Origin of the sequence: Microcoleus vaginatus PCC 9802 (assembly GCA_022701275.1) — a bacterium.
Taxonomy (GTDB): domain Bacteria; phylum Cyanobacteriota; class Cyanobacteriia; order Cyanobacteriales; family Microcoleaceae; genus Microcoleus; species Microcoleus vaginatus_A.
In genome coordinates this window covers 367,897-386,734 of the sequence record CP031740.1, presented here as the reverse complement: position 1 = coordinate 386,734, position 18,838 = coordinate 367,897, and the positions used below count along the sequence as shown (strand labels likewise).

13 protein-coding genes are annotated in these 18,838 nt (G+C 45.0%); 8 read left to right on the top strand and 5 right to left on the bottom strand.

Annotated elements, in window-relative coordinates; genetic code table 11:
* Positions 1–156: 156 nt before the first annotated feature.
* Positions 157–3,078: an AAA family ATPase gene (locus tag D0A34_01615; GenBank protein UNU17727.1), complete on the bottom strand. Its 2,922-nt coding sequence runs from the start codon at positions 3,076–3,078 to the stop codon at positions 157–159.
* A gap of 275 nt (positions 3,079–3,353) precedes the next feature.
* Here D0A34_01615 and D0A34_01610 point away from each other — a divergent pair, with 275 nt between their 5' ends.
* The 3 genes from D0A34_01610 (at position 3,354) to D0A34_01600 (ending at position 7,798) form a co-directional block, all read left to right on the top strand.
* Positions 3,354–4,769: an MBOAT family protein gene (locus tag D0A34_01610; GenBank protein UNU17726.1), complete on the top strand. Its 1,416-nt coding sequence runs from the start codon at positions 3,354–3,356 to the stop codon at positions 4,767–4,769.
* 5 nt (positions 4,770–4,774) lie between these two features.
* Positions 4,775–5,746: a DUF459 domain-containing protein gene (locus D0A34_01605; GenBank protein ID UNU17725.1), complete on the top strand. Its 972-nt coding sequence runs from the start codon at positions 4,775–4,777 to the stop codon at positions 5,744–5,746.
* A gap of 276 nt (positions 5,747–6,022) precedes the next feature.
* Positions 6,023–7,798 (top strand): hypothetical protein, encoded by a 1,776-nt coding sequence (locus tag D0A34_01600; protein UNU17724.1) that lies wholly within the window; start codon positions 6,023–6,025, stop codon positions 7,796–7,798.
* A 111-nt stretch (positions 7,799–7,909) separates the two neighbouring features.
* Here D0A34_01600 and gloA read toward each other — a convergent pair whose 3' ends face one another.
* The 4 genes from gloA to D0A34_01580 all read right to left on the bottom strand — a co-directional run bounded on the left by gloA (position 7,910) and on the right by D0A34_01580 (position 11,230).
* Positions 7,910–8,338 (bottom strand): lactoylglutathione lyase, encoded by a 429-nt coding sequence (gene gloA / locus D0A34_01595; GenBank protein ID UNU17723.1) that lies wholly within the window; start codon positions 8,336–8,338, stop codon positions 7,910–7,912.
* Positions 8,339–8,412: 74 nt separating this feature from the next.
* Positions 8,413–8,649, bottom strand: a complete 237-nt coding sequence (locus D0A34_01590; protein ID UNU17722.1) for a hypothetical protein — start codon at positions 8,647–8,649, stop codon at positions 8,413–8,415.
* A 94-nt stretch (positions 8,650–8,743) separates the two neighbouring features.
* The gene (locus D0A34_01585; GenBank protein UNU17721.1) at positions 8,744–10,999 is read right to left on the bottom strand and encodes a copper-translocating P-type ATPase; all 2,256 of its coding nucleotides are present in this window, start codon (positions 10,997–10,999) and stop codon (positions 8,744–8,746) included.
* Positions 11,000–11,035: 36 nt separating this feature from the next.
* Positions 11,036–11,230 carry a copper chaperone gene (locus D0A34_01580; protein UNU17720.1) on the bottom strand — a complete coding sequence of 65 codons (195 nt, stop codon included), beginning with the start codon at positions 11,228–11,230 and terminating at the stop codon, positions 11,036–11,038.
* Positions 11,231–11,552: 322 nt separating this feature from the next.
* Between D0A34_01580 and D0A34_01575 the strand changes: the two genes are divergently transcribed.
* The 5 genes from D0A34_01575 (at position 11,553) to D0A34_01555 (ending at position 18,663) form a co-directional block, all read left to right on the top strand.
* Positions 11,553–12,275, top strand: a complete 723-nt coding sequence (locus D0A34_01575; protein ID UNU17719.1) for a DUF305 domain-containing protein — start codon at positions 11,553–11,555, stop codon at positions 12,273–12,275.
* Between the two features lie 348 nt (positions 12,276–12,623).
* Complete coding sequence (locus D0A34_01570; GenBank protein ID UNU17718.1) at positions 12,624–12,821, top strand: hypothetical protein; 198 nt, start codon at positions 12,624–12,626, stop codon at positions 12,819–12,821.
* Between the two features lie 202 nt (positions 12,822–13,023).
* A complete protein-coding gene (locus D0A34_01565) occupies positions 13,024–14,970 on the top strand; it encodes an efflux RND transporter periplasmic adaptor subunit (protein UNU22121.1) in 1,947 nt (648 codons plus the stop codon).
* A 64-nt stretch (positions 14,971–15,034) separates the two neighbouring features.
* Positions 15,035–18,148 (top strand): CusA/CzcA family heavy metal efflux RND transporter, encoded by a 3,114-nt coding sequence (locus tag D0A34_01560; protein UNU17717.1) that lies wholly within the window; start codon positions 15,035–15,037, stop codon positions 18,146–18,148.
* Positions 18,149–18,183: 35 nt separating this feature from the next.
* Entirely contained in the window at positions 18,184–18,663 is a 480-nt protein-coding gene (locus D0A34_01555) for a hypothetical protein (protein UNU17716.1), read from the top strand.
* The last annotated feature ends 175 nt before the right edge of the window (positions 18,664–18,838 follow it).

The window sequence follows — 18,838 nt, the reverse complement described above, 5'->3', positions numbered from 1 at the left end:
TCACCATTTTCAACAACAGGCTTTCCGGCGTGTTCCACCAGAAGATTAATGGTTTTTGCAACAGCAGACACCCTTTTCAAGAATCGGCTTTGCGGCCTGTTCCACTGGACAATTAATTGTTTGTGGAACAGGCCGGAAAGCCTGTTCCTAACGCAACTACAAACTATTACCTACTAGCGCCGGACGAGATTCTTTTTTGCGAAATTGCAAAGTGTTATTTTCGCAGTCGATCGCAATTGTATCTCCCTCCACAAACGCATTTTCCAGAATCTTGTTGGCCAGCGGGTTTTCCAGCTCCCGCTGGATGGCGCGTTTCAAGGGACGAGCGCCGTAAACCGGGTCGTAACCGACATCTGTGATATGGTTTTTCGCAGCATCCGACAGTTCCAAAGTAATTTTTTGCTCTGCCAACAAACGCTCGATCCGCTTCACTTGAATGCTGACTATTTGCCGCAATTCGATCTTGCTCAAAGTGTGGAACAAAATTATCTCGTCCACCCGATTGAGAAATTCGGGCCGGAAGTGCGATCGCAGCGCTGTCATCACCCGTTTTAACATCTGTTCGTACTCTTGGTCTGTCTCCCGTTCTTGAGTCAATAAGTTTTCATTTTCACTCTTCTCGGCAGTATCGACTCGGTGGGCCGACACCTCAACAGTACCGTCGGCAGCCACTTTATAATCTGTCTTTTGACTTGACAAATCTTTCGTTTCCTGCTTGCGAGTAGCAGGTTTTTTGACGGTTTTTTCCTTCTTAGTAAACACGTCTAAAATGTGGTCGCTGCCGATATTGCTAGTCATCACAATTACAGTATTTCTAAAGTCAACCACTCGACCTTGAGAATCGGTAATTCTGCCGTCATCCAACACTTGCAGCAAAATGTTAAATACGTCGGGGTGCGCTTTTTCCACTTCGTCAAACAGCACTACCGAATAAGGATGTCTCCGCACTGCTTCGGAAAGTTGTCCGCCTTCGTCGTAACCGACATATCCGGGGGGAGCTCCTACCAACCGGGAGACGCTGTGCTTCTCCATGTATTCCGACATATCGATGCGGACGATCGCATCATCGCTGTCAAACAAAAACTCCGCCAACGCCCGCGCTAACTCAGTTTTGCCGACGCCTGTCGGGCCCATAAACAAGAAAGAGCCGATCGGCCTTCCGGGGTCTTTCATGCCCGCCCTAGCGCGCCGAATTGCCGCCGCCACGGCTGTTACAGCTTCCTCTTGACCGATGACTTTTTGGTGCAAGTGTTTTTCCAATTGCAACAATTTTTGGCGTTCGGATTCTAACAACCGGTTAACCGGAATGCCCGTCCATTTAGCGACAATTTCCGCAATATCGCCCTCAGTAACTTTTTCGCGCAGCAGGGAAGAACCTTGAGCTTGCTGTTTCAAAAGTTCCGCTTCTTTCGCTTCGCGATCGCGCACCGCAGTTTCCAACTTGCCGTACTTTAACTGTGCGGCTTTATTCAAATCGTAAGCCCTTTCTGCTTGTTCGATTTGCACTCGCAATTGGTCTTCTTCTGCTTTCAATTTATTGATTGCATCCAACAACTGCTTTTCGCCCAACCACTGAGAAGACAATTTTTCTTGCTTAGCTTTTAAGATGTCAATCTCAGATGTGATGCGTTCGACGCGGAAGCCGAGCCCAGGGGCGAGAGCACCTTTTCCTTCGCCTTCGATCGACAATTTTTCCATTTCCAACTGCATCACCCGGCGGTCGATTCCTTCCAATTCCACGGGTTTAGAAGTAATCTCCATTTTCAAGTGGGCAGCCGCTTCATCTACGAGGTCGATCGCCTTGTCCGGCAAAAAGCGATCGGAAATATAGCGAAAAGACAGAGTTGCAGCAGCTACCAGGGCCGAATCAGTAATTTTTACCCCGTGGTGGCGTTCGTAACGGTCTTTCAATCCGCGCAAAATCGAAACAGTATCTTCAACGCTGGGTTCGCCGACAAATACTTGTTGAAACCGGCGTTCCAAGGCAGGATCTTTTTCGATATGCTTGCGGAATTCGTCGAGAGTTGTAGCGCCTATGCAGCGCAATTCGCCTCTGGCCAACATCGGTTTTAACAAATTTCCCGCATCCATTCCCGAACCGGAACTGCCACCGCCGCCAGTGCCGACAACGGTGTGCAATTCGTCAATAAATAGGACAATTTGCCCGTCGGAATCGATGACTTCCCGCAGAACAGACCGCAATCGTTCTTCAAATTCGCCCCGGAATTTTGCCCCAGCAATTAAACTGCCCATGTCGAGGCTAAATAGCTGGCGATTTTTCAAAGATTCCGGTACGTCACCGTTGACAATTCGTTGGGCTAAACCTTCGGCGATCGCAGTTTTTCCGACTCCGGGATCGCCAATTAACACCGGATTGTTTTTTTGGCGGCGGGAAAGAACTTGCACCACGCGACGGATTTCCTCGTCGCGGCCGATTACTGGGTCGAGTTTGCCGGCTTTGGCGGCTTCTGTCAAATCGCGGCCGTACTTGCTGAGGGCGTCGGAGTTAGCTTCGCCATCTTGATCTTGGGCTTTAGCGCTGCTGCGGCTGGCTTTCCCCGTTTCGGAATTTTTTTCTTGAGCTTTAGTAGTGGCCCGGACAGATTTGATTGCTTCTTCGAGTTTGGGTCGATCAAGCGTACCGGCTGGGGGTTTGCGATCGTAACCGGGGCGGCCCGGCGGGCCGTCGCCTTTTGTCAGCAACCTGCGACCGACTCGTTCATCTTCTACTAAGCCAATTAATAAATGTTCAACGGCGATAAAATTATCTTGCCAAGTCGCCCTGGTGGCCTCGGCAACATCTAACATAACTTCTAAGCCGCGACCGAGGTATAGTTGGTCAGCGTTGGCAACTCTGGGCTGTCGTTTGGCAAAAGCATCTAACTGCTGCGCCAAGCGGGGCGCATCGACTCCAGCTTTGCTGAGAATGCTGTTGGCCTGACCTTGCTGTTCGAGAAGGGCGATGGCTAAATGTTCAACCTCTAGCTGCTGATTGGCAAAGCGGCGGGCTACATCCTGGGATTTGACAATGGCTTCCCAGGCTTGATCTGTAAATTTGCTAGGGTCTGTTGGCTGCACGTTGGTTCCTCGCAATCAAGGGGATTCCTGTTGTTATCCGTTAATACATCGTCTCACAACCATCATAATCTTTAAACAGGATTATGAATTTATGAGTGCGGTTAACTAGGGCGGAAGTTGTGACCTAATTGACCTCTTACAAAAGCTTACACTCCGCAATCCACCCCGAAATTTGGTGCGGTCAGACCGACTCTGGCGATATCCTTCGGGATAGGTTGGCTGGCCGTACTTATAAAAATATTGCCACAAACAAGATTTTTTATCGGCTGAGACTTATGCTATTTCCCACTTACCAATTTCTAGTTTTTTTCCTAATTATTTTTAGCCTGATCGTCTCTGTGAAACCCCAAGTCGATTTGTATAAAATTGTCTTGTTAGTTTCAAGTTTATTATTTTATTCCTTTTGGAGTTTCGACTTTCTCTTGCTCCTCGTTTTCTCTACCGCCTATAACTATATCACTATCCGGTTTCTCTGCAACAGTAAGTATAAAAAAATTGCTTTAATCTCCGGCTTAGTTTTCAACATTGTCTATCTCGGAATCTTTAAATATTGCAACTTTTTTGTAACTTCTTTATTTGAGATACTGAACCAGCTACAAATTCCAGCCAGCTTTCCAGTGTTGCAAATAATCGCCCCCGTCGGCGTGTCTTTCTACACTTTTAGAATGATTTCTCATTTAATCGACTGCTACCAGCAAAAAATACCCTGTCCAAAATTTATAGACTATGCCGCCTACATTACCTACTTTCCGCAAATTGCCTCCGGGCCAATCTCGCGAGCTCGCGAATTTTACTTGCAGCTAAATTCACCGAAAAAATACGACTATCAAATTGAAGAAGTTATAGTTTTGATTTTGTCTGGACTCTTCAAAAAATATACTTTAGCCAGCTTTTTGTTTAACTTCACTGACTTGCCATTCAAAGTCCCCCAGCAGTACAGCAGCATCGATTTAATCCTCGCGGCAATTTCCTATTCCTGTTTAATTTACGTAGATTTCAGTGGCTATTCAGATTTAGCCAACGGCATCTCCTGTTTGCTGGGTTTCCAACCCATTGCCAACTTTAATATGCCATACCGATCGCTCAGTCTGCAAGAATTTTGGAAAAGGTGGCACATCAGTCTTTCCGAGTGGCTGAGGGATTACCTTTACTTTCCCTTGGGCGGCAACAAATACGGCAAGTTGAGAAAGTACCTAAATCTATTTTTAACAATGGCGATCGGCGGATTTTGGCACGGCGCAGGTTTAAACTTTATTTTCTGGGGAGCAATTCACGGTTTAGGATTAATTGTCAACCATTTATGTAAAGATATCCCCCAAGCTATCCACTTTAAATTAGACTATGCCTTTCCCAGATTTGCTAAATTTTGCAGTTGGTTGCTAACATTTAGTTTTGTTACTTGTAGCTGGGTATTTTTCGGCACTCCAAACTGGGAAACTGCGGTGAGTTTTTTTGAAGGAATTGTCCATCCAGCCGTCGCAACTTTTCAATTTAACTTTTGGCAATTGTATTTAGTAATTGCAGTCATTGGCGCGCTCAACTTGTGGGGCGATCGCATCGCGAAAATATTGCAAACCTTATTGTCATTAAAAAACATTTTCTTTCGAGTTGTCTTAGTTTCGCTGCTCGTGTATACTATCTTGATGTTGGGGCCAAGTACCGTTCCGCCTTTTATTTATTTTAATTTCTAAGAAATATGAAAGACCGGGAATTTTTGCTAATTGTTACTTCTGTCATTCTCACTTTAATATTTTCAAACTTCTCATTATTTCTCAAAAGCTTTGCTTCAACTCCTTTCGCCAGTCCAGAAATCAAAGAAGCAGCGCGCCAGATCGAAATAGACGGTTTCAGAAAATCCGAACAAGCTTTTTGGAGCCAAATTAAAGATATTAACTTCGATAGCCTCCCCAAAGAACCAGAAATTCCTCCTGTCCAAACCGAAACAAAAGCGGCCGTTGAACCCCCAAAGCCTGCTACGGCTAAAAAAACAACCCCAGCTAAACCTAAACTGACCAGACCTTATCGCAGATTTTTATTTATTGGAGATTCCGTACTGTTCGACTTAGGAATTCAACTCCAGTACACTCTTAAGAAAAAATACAATATCGCCGATACGAAAATTGACTACAAAGTATCGACCGGATTAAATCGGATAGATTATTATGACTGGTATGCCCGAACTCGCCAAATTATTAATAATTATCAGCCGGATGTAGTGATAGTTTTGTTCGGAGCAAATGACCGTCAAAATATCACAGATTTTCAAGGAAAAGCCTGGAAAATTATGACCCAAGAATGGCAAAAAGCTTATCAAGAAAGAGTTGAAAGATATGCTAATTTACTAGATTCCTCATCGGTGAGAAAAGTGTATTGGGTCGGTCAATCCCTACCTAACAAATCTTCGTATATCAAAGTTTTTCCCATTATGAACGATATTTATCAAAATGCCAGCAAATCTTCATCAAAAATTGAATATATTTCGACCTGGGAGACTTTTGGAAAAGCCGGAAAATTTGTTCCTGTAGTTGCTAATAAATCGGGTAAGCGAGGTTATGTAAAAAATAATGACGGCTTGCACTTTACCTCCCACGGGGCTCAAATTATCAGCGACTTAATCATTGACGAAATGGTGAGCGACAAAATCTTAAAACTTCCGACAAAAAAATGAATATAGTAGGTTGGGTTTCGTGACCCAGCCTAAAATTTTGACATTTCACCGATTACTGCAAAATTATATATTTAGTTCGGGACGCACATTTGCCTTGCTCAAGCCGGTTTATAAGAAAAATATGGGCTTTAGTTAGGAGAAATTTACCCGTGAAACCGGGTTTATAACTCCCTAGGCGTCCTGGACTAATATTGACAAAAAGCACCAGTAGATGTAAAGTTGAATTCAGCATCAAAGAATGGCGTCCATATCTACCAATTGTCATGGCGACCAATTATGACGAGGAATCTGGGGAAAGTCGATCGCAGTAGCATCCCTGAGTCGATCGGGTGCAGCGGCACAGCGCTAATCTTCATTCTCACTAAATATACTCAACCCTGGCAAAGAATAAACTTACTTGAAAAAATCCTGCAACAGTGCGGGAGCGAGCCTTTTGCTGAAGTTGTGGGCGTAGCGAAAAGCGGAATATTCAGAGAAAATATACCCGAATCCGTCAGAAAACCCCATCCGAATTTGCTGTTTCGCGCTTTGGGGATTCAGGCATTGGGGAAGGTGCGAGAGGAGCTGATATCAAGTGAGAGAGAAGCTAGAGCAAGTGATTTTAGCAAAAATCTGCTGGCGGCGTTAGAGCAGGAAGCGCGAGGGGGATCGACTCCTTTAATTCGGTGGTCTGCGGCTGTTAGTATTAAGTCAATTTGGTTGGATGAAGCAGGGCAACGACAAGGCAAGGAATGTGCTGTCAATGTCACAATCAATGCAGGGGAAATTGAGCGGCTGGTTGTAGAAGAGCAAATTAAACTGTTAGCAATCAACAAATTTGCTTTGGGCGACAGTAGAAATGATAGCAGTAAGGAATATGAGAATTGTCTAGATTTTTGGGTGTACGGCCCGAGCTGGCTGCTGCCGGCTATGCCAATGGATTGCGAAGAATATCTGTTTTGGATCGAGAGAGTATTTGCTGTGATAGCAGTTACGGGCTCGTACAAATTGAATCCCAACAAGGATGCAGCCGTAACAAACTTTTTGGAAGCTGCGGAAAATAATTTTAATGACTTGGAATTCTCCAAAATACTTGCCAAAATTTTTGAGTTCCTGCACCACCCGGAAGCGAGAGTCAAAAATCTAGCTGTAATTATTTTAGAACCTTACAAAGACAAGCTTGACCGGAAATCGGCGCTGATTCTGGCGGCCCTAGTATATAAATTTAATGTAGTAAAACATCACCCCTTAGAATTTCTGACTATTCCCGAAATAGAGGAGTGCAAAGCGTCACTGTATCTAGATAAAATGGAAATTGACAAGGTGTATAGTGAGGCTTTGTCGCTGTGCGGCGATCGGGATGTCGAGATGGCAAGTTTCTTGTCAGCTAAACAGAGTGAAGACAAAAATACGGTAGATGAGCAGATCAACAATCTGAGCAAGTTAGTGAAGTCGATCGTAGATTGCCAGAGCTTGTTAGATGCTAATAGGGAACTTTTGTATTTGACTATAGAGCGGCTGCAAAAATGGGATTACACCCTAGGCCATAAACTGTCTGTGCACCGCAAGAAACTCCAAAACCTCAGTTTGGACAAAAGCACCTCCGAGCAGTGCATAAACCTCGACAATGAGCTAAATTCTATCAGAGATTCTTTGCAATATACTTTGTATGAAGTCACATCCAAAATTAACAGCCTCATTAGAGATTTAGAACTTTCTGTGTCTAAGAATAATAAGACTGCAACAGATATGTTTAAGTTGACATGGGTATTGTTGGGGGTGTGGTTTTCAGTAGGGCTGCTCTTGTATTTATCGGATTCAGTGATTAACTCGATGTTTACCGTCAGCTACACAAGCGAATTTGTAGTTTATTGGACTATTTTCTTTATTGTGATAGTGGTATTTTTGTTAGTATTAGCTGTATTTTTTTCGGCGATCGCTGCTTTAGACAAGCGCCGAGAATCTAGATTAATTCCTAAATTTGATAGCTTAAACCAAATAGGCACCAGTTTTTCTATTTTGTGGCAAAAGAGTTACTTGCAGCAGTTTGTACCGTCGGTGCGATCGAATTAAAAGTGTTGAAAACCCCTAAATCCCCTCAGTAGGGTGCGTCACAGAAAGAGTTTCAACTTAACTCAAAAAGTTTGTTTCTGACGCACCCTACCAGGACTAGAAGGACGAACTCTAAGATGCGCTCGCCGCACTTACTTTCTGGGCGTTGCTACCTTGATTTGCCAGTTGAATTAATTCAACTTTATATCCATCTGGGTCTTGCACAAAAGCGATGACTGTTGAACCGTGCTTCATCGGGCCGGGTTCGCGGCTGACTTTACCGCCACGGGCTTTAATTTCTTCGCAAGTACCGTAAATGTCGTCAACGCCGATCGCAATATGACCGTAAGCATCTCCCAAATTGTACTCTGTGACGCCCCAGTTGTATGTTAACTCCAAAACTGTAGTGTCTGATTCATCGCCGTAGCCGACAAAAGCCAGAGTAAATTTACCGTCTGGATAGTCCTTTTGCCGCAGCAATTTCATGCCCAGAACCTCGGTGTAAAATTTGAGGGATTCTTCCAGATTGCCGACTCGGAGCATCGTGTGTAGTAGTTTCATTTAGCTCACTCCAAATTTTTTAAGCTTCCTCAATTTTAGCCATTTCTTGCTGAAAAAAACCGCGTCGGCAAAGTTTACCGGGTTTTAGCTGGCTTTTTACTGAACAAAAACCACCATAATTCTAAACTAATTAATGTCAATCCGCCTGCTGTTACGCCAATTTTTAAACTTAACGGCTGTTCGATATGGCGAAATTGAGAGGTTGAATTTGCAGGAGGGATGGATATTTGATTGGCTCGCACTCCCGAGGCAATTCCGAGCAGAATTCCTAAACTTCCGAGGCTTCCTAAGATTTGGCGCTGCTTCAACATTTTTTTATTTTTCCTAGTTTATGCAAGAGCTTGTTTTTGATAAATCGGTGGATGGTGGGCATTGCTTACCAGGATGTTGGGAAAACATCCTAATTTATGCACTAGATTTGGCTTGAAAGTTCCGCAATCGCAAGGCATTACTAACTACAGATACTGAACTGAATGCCATTGCTGCACCGGCGATAATTGGATTTAGCAGCCAGCCAAAAATGGGGTACAAAATGCCAGCGGCAATTGGTATTCCAGCGATGTTGTAAATAAACGCAAAAAACAGATTTTCGCGGATGTTCCGCATGGTGGCGCGGGAAAGTTTAATTGCTGTAACTATGCCTTGCAAATCTCCTGAAATTAAGGTAATGTCGCTGGCTGCGATCGCCACATCGGTGCCGGTGCCGATCGCAATTCCCACGTCTGCTAAGGCCAAAGCCGGTGCATCGTTAATCCCGTCTCCCACCATCGCGACAATTTTTCCTTCCCCTTGCAGGGCTTGGATTTGAGCTGCTTTTTGGTGGGGTCTAACTTCGGCAAAAACCCTAGTAATGCCCACGGATTGGGCGATCGACTCTGCAGTCGCGCGATTATCCCCAGTCAGCATCGCCACCTCCAAACCGAGCTTTTGAAGCGCTTTCACCGCCTGCGCTGACGACGGTTTGAGGGCATCCGCAATGCCCAGAATTGCCTCAATTTTGCCTTCTACAGCCATCCAAACAACCGTTTTGCTCGCAGCTTCCAAAGCTCTCCCGCGCAGTTCGAGATATTCAGTATCGCAGCCTAGTTCCTGCATCCACCTCAGCGTTCCTAGGGCGATCGACTTTCCGGCTACAACCCCGCGCACGCCACTCCCCGCGATCGCCTCAAAATCCTTAACATCCGTCAAATTAACCTCTTGAGATTGAGCGTACCTCACAACAGCTTCCCCCAAAGGATGCTCCGAATTTCGCTCGACAGACGCCGCCAATTGCAGCAACTTTAACTCATTGCTGTTCGCCGTTCCCCTAATTGTCACAAAATCAGTTACAGTCGGCTTGCCTTCGGTGAGAGTCCCAGTTTTATCTAAGACAATAATTTGAATTTTATGAGCCAATTCTAAACTCTCGGCTCCTTTAATTAAAATTCCGTTTTCTGCCCCTTTCCCCGTGCCAACCATCACAGCAGTTGGAGTCGCCAAACCCAAAGCGCACGGACAGGCAATAATCAGCACTTCTACCATTGTTACTGTGGCTAGAGTGAAGTTTCCTGTCGCGTTAAACCAGATAATAAAAGTAGCTAGAGCGACCGCAATTACTGCCGGAACGAACCAACCAGTCACTTGGTCGGCTAACTTTTGAATCGGTGCTTTTGAACTCTGTGCGTCCTGCACCATCTTGACAATTTGAGCTAAAAATGTATTTTTGCCAACTCTTGTCGCCCGAAACTTGAAACTGCCAGTTTTATTAATTGTGGCTCCGATAACTTCGTCGCCAAGCTGCTTTTTGACAGGCAAACTTTCTCCCGTAACCATTGCTTCGTCTACCGTCGAAGCACCCTCAATTACCTCTCCGTCTACGGGGATTTGCTCTCCCGGCCGCACCTGCACGACATCGCCAATTTCCACTTGGGCGATCGGCACTTCCCACTCTTCCCCGTTGCGAATTATCCGAGCAGTTTTTGCTTGCAAACCCATGAGTTTGCGAATTGCCTCCGAAGTCTCTCCCTTCGCCCGATTTTCTAGGGTTTTTCCCAATAAAATTAAGGCGATAACGCTGGCGGCTACTTCATAGTAAACGCTAGGAGTCAAACCTTGGGCCGTCAAGAAACTGGGAAAAAATGTCACAAATACAGAATAAAAGTAAGCAGAACTCGTTCCCAAGGCAATCAAGGTATCCATTGTCGCCACCCGCCGTTTTAGGGATTTCCAAGCTCCTACATAAAACGATTTACCGCACCAAAATTGTACGGGGGATGTCAGGACTAATTGCAGCCAAAAATTGTGCAGCCATGCGGGAATAAATGGCAGGTGCAAGCCGGTCATCGCTGGAATAGCGCCCACAACTAGCAGGATGCTTATGATACCTGCTGTCCAGAGTTTCCGCTGCAAGGTTTGAGATTCAGATTTGCGATCGGCTTGTTCGGAATCATCCTCTGTCGCCGCCATTTCTTGAAGTGGCAAAGCTTGGTATCCCGCACCATCAACCGCCGATTGAATTGTTTCTAAGTTGGTTTGCTTGGAGTCGTATTGGATGCTTGCTTGTTCCATCCCAAAGTTGACATGACACTCAATTACGCCGGGAACAGAGTGAATTACTTGTTCGATAGAGGAAGCACAAGAAGCACAACTCATGCCCCGCAATTTAAGTGTGAGATTGTCCATATATGCCATCCTGAATGAGACATTTACCCTTTGTCTTTAAATAGTTGGATAGCCCGCCGATGCGATCGCTTTCCTAACTTCACTTTCCGACTTAGCGGTTTGAATCGTGACCAATTTTGTCTTGAGATCCGCCTCAACCGTTGAGACTGAGTCAATCGCTTGGACTGCTTTTGTGATTGTAGTCGCACAAGCAGAACAAGCCATCTTAGGAACTTTTAGCTTTAAAGTCATAATTTGAACCTCAGCAGAAACTACTCTACTCAATCAATGAATTAACTCCATTGTAAAGTCTCCAGTAAACTGGAGAGTCAATGGGAATTGCGAAATAAATCAGGAATTATGAAAAAACTGGTTTGACACGCTACCCATAGGGGTAAGGCACGCACTGTGCACCCTACATAATTAGATTCAAGTGAGTTCTGTAAATCTTAAATTTGAGTGCGAGCGACGGCACAGCAATAATTCTTTACAAGTCCGATTAAAAAATTTCATCCTAATTTCATTTATATGTGAAAAGCTGAAGATAAATGGCAGTTTTAAGGATATAAGCTCTATGAAACCAATTTCATTGAAAACAGGCTTTGCAGCGCTGATGTTGACCGCCACAGCCGCTTTAACCAGTGGAGTGCTTGCAGCTTGTTCAAAAGCCCCTTCCAGTGAAACTCCAGCCCCAAATGTTACGGCTGCAACCGAAGCAAACAACAAGCAAAACGTAGCACAAGGCGGTGGCATGAATCATGGCATGAATCATGGCATGAATCACGATATGTCAATGGATTTAGGCCCTGCGGATGCCGACTACGATTTGCGATTTATTGATGGCATGACAGTACACCATCAAGGTGCTGTAAACATGGCAAAAGAGCTGCTTAACAAATCAAAACGCCCGGAAATGAAAAAACTTGCCACTAATATAATTGCTGCTCAAAACCGCGAAATCAATCAAATGAAAGAGTGGCGAAAAACTTGGTATCCCAAAGCCAGCAGTACCCCGATGGCTTATCACGCTCCAATGGGTCACATGATGGCAATGACTCCCGAACAAATGCAAAGCATGATGATGAGTATGGATTTAGGTGCTGCTGACGACCAATTTGACTTGCGATTTATCAATGCGATGATTCCTCACCACGAGGGAGCTTTAGTGATGGCTGAAGATGCTTTGAAGAAGTCAAAACGCCCGGAAATGAAGAAATTGTCTCAAGAGATTCTGACTTCGCAAAAGCAAGAAATTGAGCAAATGAAACAGTGGCGGCAAGCTTGGTACAAACAGTAATTTAGCTCACCTCAACAAAAAGTGATCCAAATCCCGAAAATGAGTGACATTAATCACAGTAGCTCAAGAGTTCCGAAAATACTTGCTTCACCAAAGCAAGAAATTGAGCAAATGAAAAAGTGGCGACAACCTTGGTAGACAAAGTAATGTAGCTCGACAGTGGCTGTCAGCATTGGTCTGACTCCACCTCAGTTTCCTGAGAGTACCTACACATACTGTAGACAAGGGAGCAGCCCTACCTCTAAAGTAGTAGAAATTTACGTAAGAATACTGTAGACAAGGGAGCAGCCCTACCTCTAAAGTAGTAGATAACTCAGCAAAAAGCTATATAAATAGAGAGGGTAGTTTATGATATTGAATAGCTTGGAATTAAACACCACTTATAAATCAAATGCAGCCGTAGATGAGCTAGTGAGCGCATTGACAAACGAAATTGAAGGGCAAGCAGAGATAAAAAAAGCGGAAAAAAATCTCCAGCACAATGGCTTGTCATTAGGCGCAACTTATATGGGTATTTTAGCAGCCGGTGGGCATCTGGGCTGCTGAGGCGAAATTTCATCCTAATTTCATTTGACCGTGAAATACTAGGTTGAGTAGAGCATTTCTAGCTCTTGGTCATTGCTTAGCGGTCGCTTCTTGGAAAATGCTAATAAGTAACTTTACTTAATGGGTATCACTTACTTACCTTGGCAAAATACCAACTGCTAAACCTGTGGCACTCAACCTGATTTCAAGGACAATGCCAACGATGATATTCCCCAAATATGCTCCATCTCCGGCAATTATTAGCAGCTTTTCGGGAAGTTTTTTGAGCCTAATTTTGCTAAGTTCTCCTGCCGCTGTTTTTGCCCACGCTGGCCACGGAAATGAATTTCACCATAGCGGCGAAACAACTCAAACTCCTACTGCTATTTCTGTCGATGCCGAAACAGCAAAACGATTAGGAATTAAAGTCTCCCTTGCCGCCCGCAAGAGACTAGATATCGGCATCAAAACCACAGGACAAATAGAAACTTTACCCAACGAAAAAGTAGAAGTTACTGCTCCTGTTGCTGGGAAAGTAGTAGAGTTGCTGGTTAAGCCTGGGGACAAAGTATCAAAAGGTCAACCCGTTGCGGTTTTATCGAGTTCAGAATTAGGACAATTGCGGGTTGAATCTCTCTCGAAACGTGCCGAAGCTGAGGCAGATTTGCAGCAAGCGGAAGGCGATCTAAAACTAGCACGAGAAAATTACGATCGCCAAAGTCAAATATCCGCAGCAGAAATCGCCCAAGCCCAAACCCAATTGACAGCGGTAACTAAGCAGTACCAGCGAGAACAAGAATTAGTAAATAATCGTTCAGTTGTGCAAGCCGCTAAAGAAAACTATCAGCGTCAAGTTGAAATAGCGCAAGCCGAAATAGCGCGGGCCGAAACTGAATTAACTGTGGCAAAAGAACAGTTCGATCGCGACAAAGAATTAGTGGCATCTGGGGCGATCGCGCGACGCACAATGCTGGAATCGCAAGCTCATTTCGCCGAAGCACAAGCCGCTGTTGCTAAGGCAAAAAGCCGTCCTGAAGTTATCAAAGCCGAAACCGAAATTAAACAAGCCGAAGTAGACCTGCCAATGCGGGAATTGCGGGAATCTCAAGGCAGAGTAGCAGACGCAAAAGCTCAACTTACCAGAGCTCTGAGCCGCCGGGAAGTCCTAGAAGCCGAGAACCAACTCAAACGCGGCAAAACTGCCGTCGAAGTCGCTCACTCGCGCATTCGCTTGGCTGACGCAGCCTATCAAGCGCGGCTGCAACAATTAGGAACTGCTGCCAACGATCGAGGACTCGTTACCGTAGTTGCTCCGATTTCCGGGACGGTAGCCGATCGCGAAATCACCCCAGGAGAGTCAGTAAACGCTGAAAAACCGTTGATGAGTCTCTTAAATGACAGCCGCGTTTTTGCCACCGCCAATATTTACGAAAAAGACCTGAATCAAGTAAAAAAGGGTCAGGAAGTCAGGGTAAAAGTCGCTAATTTACCCGATCGCACTTTCAAGGGAAAAATCGCCTTAATTGGGTCATCCGTGGAAGGAGAAACGCGGGTTGTGCCCGTGAAAGCAGAACTAGATAATATTAACGGCGAATTAAAGCCAGGACTGTTTGCTGAGTTAGAGATTTTAACCGACAAAACTGCAACAAATATTTTAGCAATTCCGAGTGCGGCGGTAGTGGATGTTAGCGGTAAAAAAACCGTTTACGTCCAAAATGGCAATGCTTATCAAGCTGTTGAAATTGAACTCGGTCAAACGGCCGGAGATTTAGTTGAAGTTAAGAGGGGTTTATTCGAGGGAGATTTGATAGTAACGCAGCGAGCACCTCAACTTTACGCACAATCTTTGCGGGGGGACAGCAAGCCCTCAAAAGACGAGGCAAAAAAAGAGACATCTCCCAAGCTAACAGAGGTTAATTTTAATAATTTACCCGTGTCTTTATGGTGGGCGGGAATAGGGGGAGCAGTTGCGATCGCATCACTGACTTTCACCGCCGGCGTGTTGTGGGGAAATCGGCGCAAATTGCCAGCAATAGCAGCGGATTCTGGAAACAATGCCGGAAACAATAGTTTTTCCGCCTCTGCATCGGCGTTGGACAATCAACTGCTGTTACACAATGACAAGCCTCACGTTAAAACTCAAGAGGCAGAAGTCAAGATTGTGAAGTAAACAATTGCTTGAAAATAACAATTTAATTTCATAAATATGCCTTTATTAACTCAAAGTTACTCAAATGTTCAGCACAATTCTCAGATGGGTAATTAACCGCCGGTGGCTAGTCGTTGTCGCCACCATTATTGTTAGTCTGTGGACATTTTCTATCATCCCCCAAATGTCGCTTGATGTCTTCCCTCCTTTTGCACCCCCGCAAGTCGAAATTCAGACGGAAGCACCGGGACTCGCGCCGGAAGAAATCGAGTCTTTGGTAACACTGCCGATCGAAAGTGCGATTAACGGAACTCCTGGGGTGACAGCAGTGCGTTCATCTTCGGCTGTGGGTCTTTCTGCGGTTAAGGTAATCTTTGATTGGGGAACTGAAATTTATCAAGCGCGCCAGTTGATAACAGAACGGTTACAGCAAGCTCAAAGCAAACTCCCGGCTGGGGTAGAAACACCGCAAATTTCTCCCACAACTTCTCCTGTCGGCACTGTTATTACCTATGCTTTTACATCAGAAACTACTCCTTTGATGGAAGTGCGCCGTCTGGTTGACTGGCAAGTCACAAATCGCCTTTTGGCAGTAACTGGGGTTGCTCAAGTGGTGGCTTACGGAGGCGAAGAAAGGCAGTATCAAGTATTAGTAGAACCTGCCAAGTTGAAAGCTTTTAATGTGTCGTTGCAGCAAGTAGCTGAAGCGGCGGCGGCTGCGAATGTTAACGCGCCGGGGGGGTATTTAATTACGCCGGATCGAGAAACTTTAATCCGGGGGGTGGGGCGGATTGAGTCTGTGGAAGATTTGCAGCAATCGGCGATCGACTCTCGCCACGGAACACCCGTCAGAATTGGTGATGTAGCTGATGTCAAGATTGGTGCTGCAATCAAGCGGGGCGATGGCAGTTTTAACGGCAAAAAAGCTGTGATTGTGATGGTAAACAGACAGCCAGTTGCTGATACTCCGACGGTAACTAAAGCGGTTGAGGCAGCAATGGCTGAGGTGCAGCAAGCTCTGCCCAAAGATATTAAAGTTACTGTGACTTTCCGCCAGGAAGAGTATATTAATTCCTCGGTGGAGAATGTGCGATCGGCTTTAGTTGAAGGCAGTATTATCGTCACCCTTATTCTCATCCCGTTTTTGATGAATTGGCGCACTCTGGCGGTTGTTTTGCTGGATTTCTTTCTGACTTGGCTGTTGGCGCTGCTGGCGATGTATTGGCTGGGGCTGGGGCTGAATACGATGACTTTGGGGGGTTTGTCGGTGGCGATCGGCACTGCGATCGACGATGCGATCGTTTATGCCGAAAATACCTACCGCAATTTGAGAGAAAATACGTCTTCTCTTCATCCGCGCCCGGTGATGGATGTGATTTTTGACGGCAGTCAAGAGGTGCGCGATTCTTTAATTGGAGCGACTGTTATTGGCATTGTGGTGTTTTCGCCAATTTTTACTTTGCCCGGTGTAGAAGGTCGGATTTTTACGCCTATGGGGATTACTTATCTGGTAGTTGTTGTGATTTCTAGTCTGGAATCGCTGTTAATATCTCCAGCCCTTTGCGCTATCTTGTTGCCTAACAAACGTATGAGTGCTGCGGAACCCTGGCTGCCAAGAATTTGCAAAAAAATATATCATTTTTTAATACAATTGTCAATGCGCTATTCGGGAATTATTTTAGCTTTAGCGGCTGCTAGCATGGTGGCTGCATTAATTATTTTGCCATCTTTTGGGCGGGTGTTTTTGCCTGAGTTTCAGGAGCAAACTTTGGTAAATACTATTCTGCTTTATCCTGGGGTTTCTTTGGAGACAACAGATAGCGCGGCTTTTGCTATTGAAGATGCACTTAAGGATGATACCAGGTTTGAATACGTGCAAGTGCGATCGGGCCGAGCTCCCGGAGATGCGGATGCTGCGGGAGTCAATTTAGCTCACATTGATATCGGTTTGAGCGAGGCAGGGATGAAAAACAGGCCAAAAACTTTGGAGTCGCTGCGGCAGGAATTTGCTAAATTGCCGGGAGTTGCACCAAATATCGGCGGTTTTATTTCTCACCGGATGGATGAGGTTTTATCTGGTGTCAGAAGTCAGATTGCTGTCAAAATCTTTGGCCCTGATTTGGATCAACTTCGCAGCATCGGTGCCCAAGTTGAAGAGCAAATGAAAACAGTTGAGGGAATTGTGGATTTGCAACTCGAACCCCAGGTGCCAGTGCAACAAATTCAAATTAAGTTTAACCGTCAAGCCGCGGGTAGATACGGTTTGAAAATCGGAGAGCTTTCTGAAATAATTGAGACAGCTTTAAACGGCAAAGTTGTTTCTCAAGTTTTGGAAATGCAGCAAACTTTTGACTTAGTGGTTTGGTTGCAGCCTGAAGCCAGAAACAACCTAGAAACTATTCAGAATTTGTTGGTTGATACTCCAAGCGGCAACAAGATTCCCCTCGCCCAAGTTGCGACTGTTAAATACGGTACGGGACCCAATACTATTAACCGCGAGAATGTTTCCCGGTTGATTGTGGCTGCTGCTAATGCTAAAGGTAGAGATTTGCGATCGGTTGTGAATGAAATTCAAGCTAAAGTTAAACGAGAGGTGCAGTTGCCTTTTGGCTATTTTATCCAGTACGGCGGTCAATTTGAAGCCGAACAAAGAGCTTCGCAAAATATTATGATATTTAGCGCGATCGCCTTTTTGGTAATTACAGTATTGATGTACTTGTCCGTCAAGTCTATCGCTTCAACTGCTATGATTATGATTAATTTGCCGATCGGATTAGTGGGAGGAGTAATTGCAGTAGCTTTGACGGGCGGCATCATCTCTGTAGCTTCTTTAGTTGGCTTTGTCACTTTATTTGGCGTTGCCACCCGCAACGGCTTGCTTTTAGTAGACAACTACAACACTAAATTTGCCGAGGGAATGCCTTTTAAGGAAGCAATTATTAAAGGCTCGATGGAACGGCTCAACGCCATCCTGATGACCGCTTTAACATCAGCTTTGGGTTTAGCACCTTTAGTCTTAGAAGGCGGCCCCGGAAAGGAAATCCTGCAACCTTTGTCAGTAGTAGTTTTAGGCGGATTATTTACTTCTACAGCACTAACGCTGTTAGTTTTGCCAGCTTTGTATGCTCAATTTGGTACGTTTTTACGACCTCAAAAACCTCAAGCCGCTGTTGCAGATGCCAAGGTAGTTAATGTGTGATAGTGTATAATTATTGTCAGCAAGGAGTCAAACAAATGAAATCACTCAAGTCAAATTTAATTATTTTAGGCAGCGTCGGATTGTTATTTTTGGTAGCCTGTAATAAAGGCGACCAAGCAAGCGATACAAATAGCAGTCCAGCCTCCTCTCCTGTCGCCTCTCAACCTGCGTCTTCGGCTCCCGCCGCTGCTCCTGCAAAAGCAACTAAAGGGGGGCAAGTTGTGGAGTCTGGAGCTTACCATTTAGAGTTTGTAACTGAAAAAGAAGCTACGGGAACTCATTTAGATTTATTTTTGCTAAAAGGTGATAAAAAGGAACCAGTTCCTAACGCGAAAGTGACAGCTCAAGTGCAGTTGCCGGATGGAAAGCAGCAAACCCTAGCTCTCAAGTATGATGCTGAGGGCAAACATTACGCTGTGGTGTTTCTCGGCAAAGAACCCGGTCAGTATCCAGTAAAAATGACTGCGGATATTAACGGCGAAAAAGTTGACGGTCGTTTTACCTTCACTCAATAGATAGCTGATTTCCTAATGCCCTCTCACTTATGGCGGCATTAATTATTAGCAACAAACAACTGCCTCCTGCATTTCCACTAAACTGAACTTCCTCATGCAAATATACTTACCCAAGCTCCAAAGCCTCTCCTCACAAAGGTTTCAATTGTTGAGTAAAAAATTGTGTACTCATGTA

Coding starts and splice junctions, on each gene's coding strand:
- D0A34_01560 (UNU17717.1), top strand. CDS start 15,035: ATGTTCAGCACAATTCTCAGATGGGTAATTAACCGCCGGTGGCTAGTC.
- D0A34_01605 (UNU17725.1), top strand. CDS start 4,775: ATGAAAGACCGGGAATTTTTGCTAATTGTTACTTCTGTCATTCTCACT.
- D0A34_01585 (UNU17721.1), bottom strand. CDS start 10,999: ATGGACAATCTCACACTTAAATTGCGGGGCATGAGTTGTGCTTCTTGT.
- D0A34_01580 (UNU17720.1), bottom strand. CDS start 11,230: ATGACTTTAAAGCTAAAAGTTCCTAAGATGGCTTGTTCTGCTTGTGCG.
- D0A34_01590 (UNU17722.1), bottom strand. CDS start 8,649: ATGTTGAAGCAGCGCCAAATCTTAGGAAGCCTCGGAAGTTTAGGAATT.
- D0A34_01610 (UNU17726.1), top strand. CDS start 3,354: ATGCTATTTCCCACTTACCAATTTCTAGTTTTTTTCCTAATTATTTTT.
- D0A34_01565 (UNU22121.1), top strand. CDS start 13,024: ATGATATTCCCCAAATATGCTCCATCTCCGGCAATTATTAGCAGCTTT.
- D0A34_01600 (UNU17724.1), top strand. CDS start 6,023: ATGACGAGGAATCTGGGGAAAGTCGATCGCAGTAGCATCCCTGAGTCG.
- D0A34_01575 (UNU17719.1), top strand. CDS start 11,553: ATGAAACCAATTTCATTGAAAACAGGCTTTGCAGCGCTGATGTTGACC.
- D0A34_01570 (UNU17718.1), top strand. CDS start 12,624: ATGATATTGAATAGCTTGGAATTAAACACCACTTATAAATCAAATGCA.
- gloA (UNU17723.1), bottom strand. CDS start 8,338: ATGAAACTACTACACACGATGCTCCGAGTCGGCAATCTGGAAGAATCC.
- D0A34_01555 (UNU17716.1), top strand. CDS start 18,184: ATGAAATCACTCAAGTCAAATTTAATTATTTTAGGCAGCGTCGGATTG.